At 69.4% G+C, this 8074-nt stretch carries 8 protein-coding genes; 2 read left to right on the forward strand and 6 right to left on the reverse strand.

Going from position 1 to position 8074, the window contains the following annotated elements; translation table 11 throughout:
- The first annotated feature begins 192 nt into the window (after positions 1 to 192).
- Positions 193 to 2166 carry a glycosyl hydrolase family 28-related protein gene (locus LNK82_RS28675; protein ID WP_230570113.1) on the forward strand — a complete coding sequence of 658 codons (1974 nt, stop codon included), beginning with the start codon at positions 193 to 195 and terminating at the stop codon, positions 2164 to 2166.
- Here LNK82_RS28675 and LNK82_RS28680 read toward each other — a convergent pair whose 3' ends face one another.
- The 5 genes from LNK82_RS28680 to LNK82_RS28700 form a co-directional block, all read right to left on the reverse strand.
- A complete protein-coding gene (locus tag LNK82_RS28680; RefSeq protein WP_230570114.1) occupies positions 2167 to 3129 on the reverse strand; it encodes an NAD(P)-dependent alcohol dehydrogenase in 963 nt (320 codons plus the stop codon). It lies immediately after the preceding gene.
- Complete coding sequence (locus tag LNK82_RS28685) at positions 3126 to 3350, reverse strand: helix-turn-helix transcriptional regulator (protein WP_230570115.1); 225 nt, start codon at positions 3348 to 3350, stop codon at positions 3126 to 3128. The genes LNK82_RS28680 and LNK82_RS28685 overlap by 4 nt, the downstream gene beginning before the upstream one ends.
- Positions 3351 to 3770, reverse strand: a complete 420-nt coding sequence (locus tag LNK82_RS28690) for a hypothetical protein (RefSeq protein ID WP_230570116.1) — start codon at positions 3768 to 3770, stop codon at positions 3351 to 3353.
- A gap of 98 nt (positions 3771 to 3868) precedes the next feature.
- Positions 3869 to 4726: a hypothetical protein gene (locus LNK82_RS28695; protein WP_230570117.1), complete on the reverse strand. Its 858-nt coding sequence runs from the start codon at positions 4724 to 4726 to the stop codon at positions 3869 to 3871.
- Complete coding sequence (locus tag LNK82_RS28700) at positions 4716 to 5255, reverse strand: SigE family RNA polymerase sigma factor (RefSeq protein ID WP_230570118.1); 540 nt, start codon at positions 5253 to 5255, stop codon at positions 4716 to 4718. Before LNK82_RS28700 ends, LNK82_RS28695 begins: the two co-directional genes overlap by 11 nt.
- Positions 5256 to 5545: 290 nt before the next feature.
- Between LNK82_RS28700 and LNK82_RS28705 the strand changes: the two genes are divergently transcribed.
- Positions 5546 to 6460: an HNH endonuclease gene (locus LNK82_RS28705; protein ID WP_230570119.1), complete on the forward strand. Its 915-nt coding sequence runs from the start codon at positions 5546 to 5548 to the stop codon at positions 6458 to 6460.
- Positions 6461 to 6763: 303 nt separating this feature from the next.
- Here the strand turns inward: LNK82_RS28705 and LNK82_RS28710 are convergent, their stop codons facing one another.
- Positions 6764 to 7081, reverse strand: a complete 318-nt coding sequence (locus LNK82_RS28710; RefSeq protein ID WP_230570120.1) for a hypothetical protein — start codon at positions 7079 to 7081, stop codon at positions 6764 to 6766.
- Positions 7082 to 8074 lie beyond the last annotated feature (993 nt).

Genomic DNA, 8074 nt, shown 5'->3' on the forward strand with positions numbered 1-8074 from the left:
TTCCCCCGTCGCCATGGTTCCGACCCACCCGCTGAGGTGCAACCGGCGGCAAGCCGCCGCAAGTGAATGTTCTCCAGGTGCAAACTTCCGACAGGATCGCGCAAATAGTCACCAATACCTTGTGGTGAGCGCCACAGCGTGCCTAAGGTCGCCTCCCCCGGCCTCAAGAGAAGCGAGTCCTCGATGTTGCGGATGTCTGCCAGGTTCGGCTTGGTCGTGGCGGTGGTGGCGTCGGGGCTCGCGGTGCCCGTCGCCGCCGACGCCGCGCCCGCGCCCGTCGTCACGCGGGCCGCGCTCGACCCCGCGCTCGTCGCGGGCCGGGGCGCGGACGTCGCGTTCGTCGAGCAGGAAGCGGAGAACGCCACCACGACCGGCACCGTGATCGGGCCCGACCGGACGGCCTACACGTTGCCGTCCGAAGCCTCCGGTCGGCGAGCGGTCCGGCTCGCGCCCGGCCAGCACGTCGAGTTCACGCTGCCGCGGGCCGCCAACGCGATCACGGTTCGCTACAGCATCCCGGACGCGCCGACCGGCGGCGGCATCACCGCGCCGCTGGACGTGACGGTGAACGGCAAGCACCGCAAGACGATGACGCTCACCTCGCAGTACGCGTGGCTCTACAACCAGTACCCCTTCACCAACGACCCGAACGCCGACCTGCTGCACCCGGACTGGTGGATCACCGAGTGCGCTTGCGTGCCGTCCCGGACCACGCCCGCCCCCGTCATCCACAAACCGTTCCGCCCCAGCCACTTCTACGACGAGCAGCGCCTCAAGCTCGGCCGGACGCACCGCGCCGGCGACCGCATCCGCCTCACCGCGCCCGCCGGCACGAACGCCGCGTGGACCGTGATCGACCTGCTGGACACCGAGCTGGTCGCGCCGCCGCGCGTCAACCCGGTCGCGGCGAACGTGCTGCTGTTCGGCGCGGACCCGACCGGCCGGCGCGACTCGGCCGACGCCATCGACCGCGCCATCGCGTTCGCCAAGCGCCACCGGCTCCCGGTCTCCGTGCCGCCGGGCACGTTCCAGGTCAACCGGCACATCGTCGTGGACGACGTGACCGTCGAAGGCGCGGGCAACTGGCACACCGTGATCAAGGGCCGTGAAGTCGCCCTCCCGACCCCCGCGCCGGACGGCTCCGTCCACACCGGAGTCGGCTTCTACGGCAAGCCCGCCGCCGAGGGCGGCAGTCGCAACGTGCACCTGCGCGGGTTCACCGTCGAGGGCGACGTGCGCGAGCGCGTCGACACCGACCAGGTCAACGGGATCGGCGGCGCGCTCAGCGACTCCACCGTCCACGGCCTGTACGTCCACCACACCAAGGTCGGCCTGTGGTTCGACGGTCCGATGTCGAACGTCTCGGTGACCGACAACATCGTGGTCGACCAGGTCGCGGACGCGCTGAACTTCCACACCGGCGTCACGGATTCGTTGGTGCGCAACAACTTCATCCGCAACACCGGTGACGACGGCCTCGCCATGTGGTCGGAGCACCAGCAGGACGCGCGCAACCGGTTCGAGCGCAACACCGTGCAGTCGCCCGTGCTGGCCAACGGCATCGCGCTGTACGGCGGCGCGGACAACGCCCTGGTGGGCAACCTGGTCGCCGACCCGGTGCGGGAGGGCAGCGGCATCCAGCTCGGGTCGCGGTTCGGCGCGCAGCCGTTCACCGGGCAGGTCCTCATCACCGACAACACCACCGTCCGGGCCGGCACGCACGAGCTGAACTGGAACATCGGGCTCGGCGCGATCTGGTTCTACGCGTTGGAGCGGGACATCGACGCGGACGTGCGCGTGGTGGGCAACCACTTCCTGGACAACACCTACAACGCGATCATGCTGGTGAGCGAGTGGTCGGTGAAGGACCTCCACTCGATCACCGGCGTGCGCTTCGAGGACGTCCGCGTCGACGGCACGGGCACGTCGGTCCTCAGCGCGCGGGCGGCCGGTTCGGCGACGTTCGAGAACGTGGACGCCCGCAACGTCGGCGCGGTGCCGGTGAACAACTGCGGTTCGTTCAACTTCCCGGCCACCGGCTCGGAGTTCGCGCTGACCGACCTCGGCGGCAACGACGGCTGGCTCGCGCCCTGGCTGCTGCCGAACACGATCACGTGCGACGACCGCCCCAAGGTCGTCCCGCCGCCCGCGCCCTCGCGGTGGTGACTAGGGCGTGACGACGGCGTGGCCGCGCACCCGGCCACGCCGCACGTCCTCGATCGCGGCGGCGGCGTCGGCCAACGGGTACGTGCGGTCCAGCGCGGGCATGACCGCGCCGGCTTCGACGAGCTCGCGGAGCAGCACCAGGTCGTCGAGGCGGTCCTTGTGCACCAGCGGCCGGGCCTTGATCCCGAGGACCCGCGCCGCGAGCGGCATGTGCAGCCACCGGTCGACGCCCATGAACCACCGCCCGCCCGTGCCGCCGACGAGCGCGACCGTGCCACCGCGCTTCAGCAGCCGTTTGAGGGTCCGCAGCGACGGGTTGCCGAAGAGGTCGATCACCACGTCGAAGCCGGTCGCGGTCAACGGCCCGGCGGCGTAGTCGAGCACGTGGTCCGCGCCGAGCCCGGTGACCAGGTCCGCCTTGGCCGCGCTGCACACGGCGGTCACCTCGGCGCCGTAGTGCTTGGCGAGCTGCACGGCGTACACCCCGACGCACCCCGAAGCGCCCAGCACCAGCACCTTCTGCCCGGCGCGGACGCGTCCGGCGTCCCGGACCGCCTGCAACGCGGTGAACCCGGCGATCGGCACGGCCGCCGCCTGCTCCGGCGTGAGGTTGGCCGGTTTGGCCGTCACCTGGCCCTCGGGCACGACGGCGTACTCGCAGAACGCGCCGGAGCACCACCCGAACACCTCGTCGCCGACCTTCGTGCCGGTCACGCCCCGGCCGACCGCTTCGACCGTGCCGGCCAGTTCGAGCCCGGGCACCCGGTTGCGCGGTCGCCGCAGCCCGACCACCGGCCGTGCCGCGTAGGGCAGGCCGCGCAGGAGGTGCCAGTCCGAGCCGGAGACCGCGGCGGCGCGCACGCGCACCAGCACCTCGCCGTCACCGACCTCCGGCTTGTCGACGTCGTCGAGCCGGAACACTTCTTCGGGGACGCCGTACGCGTCCTGGGTGATCGCTCTCATGAGTCGTCCTCCGGGTACTGGAACACGTCGCCGAGCGGGACCTTGAACACCCGGGCGATCTGGAACGCCATCTCCAGCGAGGGCGAGTAGCGGCCCTGCTCGATGGCTATGACGGTCTGGCGCGTGACGTCGAGTCGGCGGGCCAGCTCGGCCTGCGTCATCTCGCCGTGCGCGAAGCGGAGTGCGCGGATCGAGTTGGTGATCCTGGTCGGCTTGCCCACTCAGAACCCCCGGCGGTACGCGACGAGCTTGACCGCGGCCCCGAACACGGCCCACGCGTTGAACACCAGGAAGATCGCGTTGGCGATCCAGAAGTGCGGTGCTCCGGCCATCGTCAACGCGAAGGGCAGCACCATGCCCACGCCGAGCACGACGCCGGCCACGTGCTCGCCGAACCGGTTGATGTCCCGGTCCCGGGCGTCGGCCTTGTGGCTCTCGCTCGGCTTGGCCATCTCCAGCACGACCCGGCCGACCACGGCCAGTGCCACGGCGATGCCGACGGCCCACAACATGGGTGACACGTAAGGCACCTCGGCCACCGGCCCGTCCCCGGCCCGCCCCAGGACGACCACGACGTACCCGAGGTAGGTCAGCACGCTGACCACCAGGTACACCACGATGCCCTTCTCCTCGTACGACATGGCACCCCGCTCCGATGTAAAGGAAACTTGACATCATGAGTGTCGTGTTCGCTTGACATGATGTCAAGCATCTTTGACATCCAGGGGTGCGGCCGGGTTCACCCCGCTTCGGCGAACCCCTCCGGCACGGGCGCGATGAGCTTGTCCAGGTTCTCCGGGGTCGGCGGCAGCCACTCCAGGTCGGCGGGCGGGGTGGCGTCGTCCTGGAGGTACTGCTGCCGCACCGGGAGCCACGTCGTGAGGTCGACCCACAGGCCCACGGGCGGCGTCGCCTTCAGCCCGAGGTCGCCCTCCAGGTGGACGGTCGGCTTGCCGTTGACGGACTCGCCCTGGGCGATGACGCGCAGCCGGCCGTCGGCGAGCGCCTGCTTGATCCGCGCCGGGGTCATCACGTCGGTGTCGGCCACGGCCGCTCCGGGCGAGTGGTAACCGGGGGTGCGCCGCCACGTCCGGTTCACGTGGTCAACGGCGGTCATGGCGCCGTCGCGCTCGATGCTGGTGTCGACGACGGGCTTGCCGTCCACCAGGACCGACGACCGGAAGGCGGTGCCGTCGCCGAGGCTGTAGTTGTCGTAGACGGCGGGCCTGCCCGGCTTGCCGTACTTGCCGGACTCCTCGACCGCGGTCCGGCGCACGACCCAGCCGTCCACGCCGTCGAGCGCGGTCGTGACCTGCCGCGCCACCAGTGCGATGTCCACGGTGGGCGCGGCGGTGACCGACGAGGACGCCTGGCGGCCGTCCGGTGGGGTGGGACCGGGGCGCACGGCCACGATCCCGACCGCGACCGCGAGCGCGACCGGCACCGCGACCAGACCCGCCCGGCGGAGGGCGACGCGGCGGCCGTAGCGCTTGGCGAGCGACGGCAGCAGGGCGGGCGGCACCTCGTCCGCGCCCGAACGCAGTGCGACGCGCAGTTCGCGCACGAAGGGGTCGTCGAGCCGGTCGTCAGTGGACATCGTTGGCCTCCTGGAAGGTCTCGGAGCCGTCGAGCGACTGCCGCAGCAGCGAGAGGGCCCGGTGGGTCTGGGACTTCACCGTTCCTTCGGTGGTCCCCATCGTCTGCGCGGTCTCGGCGACGGAGAGGTCGGCGAAGAACCGCAGCACGACCACCTCGCGTTGCCGCTGGGGCAACGCGGCCACCGCCTGCCGCACGGCCTGCTGGTCCACCACGGTGCGGGCGTGGTCACCGGGGGCGGGCGGTGCCACCAGGTCGTTCAGCGGCAGTTCGCCGACCCGCCGCTTCACGCGCCGCCACCGGTCCCGCGCGAGGTTGACCACCACCTGCCGCGCGTACGCCTCGGGGTGGTCGAGCACCCGGTGCCAGCGCAGCGCGGTCCGCAGCAGGGCGGTCTGCAAGAGGTCCTCGGCGTGCCCGCGGTCGTTGACCAGCAGGAGTGCCAGGCGCAGCAGGGTGGGCGACTGCGCGCGCACGAACTCCTCGAAGCGGGCGTCGGGCAGCCCGCCGGTACTCCGTCTGAAGAACACAACCAGGATGAACGTCCTCCCGCCCCACCGGGTTGTCACGCTAGCCGAGGATCTTCACGGCAGCCGCGGCACGGCGTCGGTGGCGGGCGGTTCGCCGAACAGGTGGCGGTACTCGCGGTGCACCGGGGACCGCCGGTCGTCCTCAACGGCCTCGGTGCGGAGCGACGTCCGATGCCGACCAACCGGCGTCCTTGCCTAACGCAACACGAGTGTGTGGCGATGACCTTCACGGAACGGTTCCGTCATCGTGGGGGTAAGACGTGCCGGACGAACAGCGGAGCGCGTGGCTGATGCTCGCAGTCGGGGACGACCGGCCGCGCCGCGGCAACGACGGCTACGACGACGCGCCGGCGGCCCACTACAGCTGGGACAGCTCGGTCCCGAACCACCAGCTACCGCAGGCCGGTGACGTGATCGTCCTGTGGGACAAGAAGTTTTTGCTGGGTGCCTCGGTGATCGAGAAGATCGTCGTCGGCAACGAGAAGAAGGCCCTCCACCGCTGTCCGCACTGCGGCAAGGCCGGCATCAAGCTGCGCAAGACCGAGAACCCGCCCTACCGGTGCTCCAAGTGCACCGGGACGTTCGAGGAGGCGGAGGTGGTCACTACCAGGAAAGCTGTCACCACCTACCGGTCGCACCACGACATCGCCTGGGTGGACCTCACCGGAGAGCTGACCGGTGACCGTTTGCGCGGGCTGTGCACGCTGCCGAAGTCGCAGCTCAGCATCCGCCAACTCGACTACGCGAGGTTCGAGCAGGCCGTGCGGGGGGCGCCCGGCCGGCCGTCCCTGTCGCCGGTGGAGGCGGCCTTGACCACCACGTTGAGGGGCGACCACACCACAGCGGTCGTGCGCGTCCGGCGAGGACAGGGCGCCTTCCGCACCCGACTGCTGGAGGAGTACGGCGACACCTGCGCGTTCACCGGACCCACCCCGCACGCCGCGCTCGAAGCGGCCCACTTGAACAGCTTCGCCGCCGACGGCCGGCACCACGACCAGGGCGGGCTCCTGCTCCGACGCGACGTGCACCGCCTCTTCGACCTCGGTCATCTCGCCGTGGACCCGCGGGACCACACCATCGACGTCTCCGAGGTCATCGCCGACTACCCCGAGTACCGCCGACTCCAAGGCGAGAAGCTGCACGTAGAACTCACCGTGCGCCAAGAGGGCTGGATCGCGAAGCACTGGGCCATGCACCGAAGCTGAGCAACGGTTACGGGCATTCGTGTGCAGAGGTGGGACAGCAGTCCCCGACACAACAAATCAGGGCCCCGTCCCGTTACCCGGAACAAGGCCCTGACCTGTGCTTGCGCGCTCGGCAGGATTCGAACCTGCAACCTTCTGATCCGTAGGAGCTGGAATAGTCGTTCGGCACGATTCGCTCAAGTACGTTTGCGCTGGTCAGCGCGAAGATTGCAACAGAGGCGGTCGGCTTGAACCACGCTGAACTGAGACCCGCTTTGAGACCCCACTGTCGCGTGATGTGCCGAGAAGTTCAACACCCCAAGTCTAGGAGTCGCGGGGGGCGAGGTAGCGGGGGGTGAGATGGAGGAGTACCTGACGGATCGCTTCGTTGACGTCTGGAAGGTCACGGGCGACTTCGGGGGCAGCGGTAATCGTGAAGTCTGTCCGAGCATGAGCTATAAAGGTACGTCTATAGCTTTCCAGTTTCACTGTGCCGACCGGAAGTCCGCCGTCATACCCGTCATCCCAGCATACGAGGATGATAACGTCAGGCGGCGAGTCGTCCGCCCTCTCACGGAGGAAGAGTCCACGACTCTTCAGCAGAACCTTGACGCTCGGCTCCACATCGTCCAGGTAGCCCATTCGCCGCACCTCCGACCATTGACGAGATAACTAGTATGGTCGCTCACCTGCTAAACAACTGGGAAGTCTAGGGCGTATGCCAACGAGGTGTCGAGAATCCGAGGATTTGCACAAGTAAAGTTGCAGCGTGCCGCCGTGTCCGATCGGCGCTCCACAGCCGTCTCGGCACCCGTCGAGAGCGGCTATACCGAGGTGGCGGTGATACCCCGTGGCCTGTCCCCAGGGCGGTGCACGGGGTCGGGTGAGGCGGCTGTAACACTCTCGGGGTCACCAGCGGCGCGGTTCTGTGTGCCCTGTGCGTTTCGGTGGGTGGCCCGTGTACCAGGCGGGGCGCGTTCGTGGCTCTGTGGCCGTGTCAGCGGCCCGCAGGAGGATGCTCTCTGTGGCCGATCCAGGCGTGGACAGCGTGGACCATTGCTCGTCGTGGAACAGGGAAGCAGCCAGGGACGCGAGCAGGGGAGCAGAGGGAGTCAGGGATTTTCCCCTGAGTGCTCCCCTGGCCCACTTCCCTGGGATGAGCTGTGTGGACCCCTGCCAGGGAAGATCACCCGGCGGTGTGGTCGGTGGCGAGGATCGGCCCGTGGGCCGGTGTGTGCTCCCCTGCCGGGTCTCCCCTTCCTGTCCCCTTCGGCTGGACCACTGGTGTTGTGCGCGGGCCGGTGGGCGTGTCCGGCTGTCTGCGCTGTTCCACCTGGTCGAGAGGGACAGGTGAGGGCCACCCCTATCCCTGCTGTTGTTGCAGGTCAGACGAGGTGAAGGGACAGGTGGGACAGGTGGGACAGCACTTGGCTTGTCCCGCTGTCCCACCAAGTCACAGCGCGGGCCTGGACCGCGTCGCCGTGAGTGTTGTCACCGCAGGTCGGTGGGGGGGGTGTCCCTATGTGGTTGTCAAGCCGCAGCCGGGGTGGGAGTGGGTTCGGGGTGTCGGTAGTGGGTCTTGGTGCGGAGCATGGCGAACAGGACGTCGCAGCGTCGTCGGGCCAGGCAGATCAG

This window comes from Saccharothrix luteola (genome assembly GCF_020859565.1).
Lineage (GTDB): Bacteria > Actinomycetota > Actinomycetes > Mycobacteriales > Pseudonocardiaceae > Actinosynnema > Actinosynnema luteola.

Excerpts from the sequence above, each read along its gene's own strand:
- LNK82_RS28695 (WP_230570117.1), bottom strand. The coding sequence starts at position 4,726 with ATGTCCACTGACGACCGGCTCGACGACCCCTTCGTGCGCGAACTGCGC.
- LNK82_RS28675 (WP_230570113.1), top strand. The coding sequence starts at position 193 with ATGTCTGCCAGGTTCGGCTTGGTCGTGGCGGTGGTGGCGTCGGGGCTC.
- LNK82_RS28690 (WP_230570116.1), bottom strand. The coding sequence starts at position 3,770 with ATGTCGTACGAGGAGAAGGGCATCGTGGTGTACCTGGTGGTCAGCGTG.
- LNK82_RS28680 (WP_230570114.1), bottom strand. The coding sequence starts at position 3,129 with ATGAGAGCGATCACCCAGGACGCGTACGGCGTCCCCGAAGAAGTGTTC.
- LNK82_RS28705 (WP_230570119.1), top strand. The coding sequence starts at position 5,546 with ATGCTCGCAGTCGGGGACGACCGGCCGCGCCGCGGCAACGACGGCTAC.
- LNK82_RS28710 (WP_230570120.1), bottom strand. The coding sequence starts at position 7,081 with ATGGGCTACCTGGACGATGTGGAGCCGAGCGTCAAGGTTCTGCTGAAG.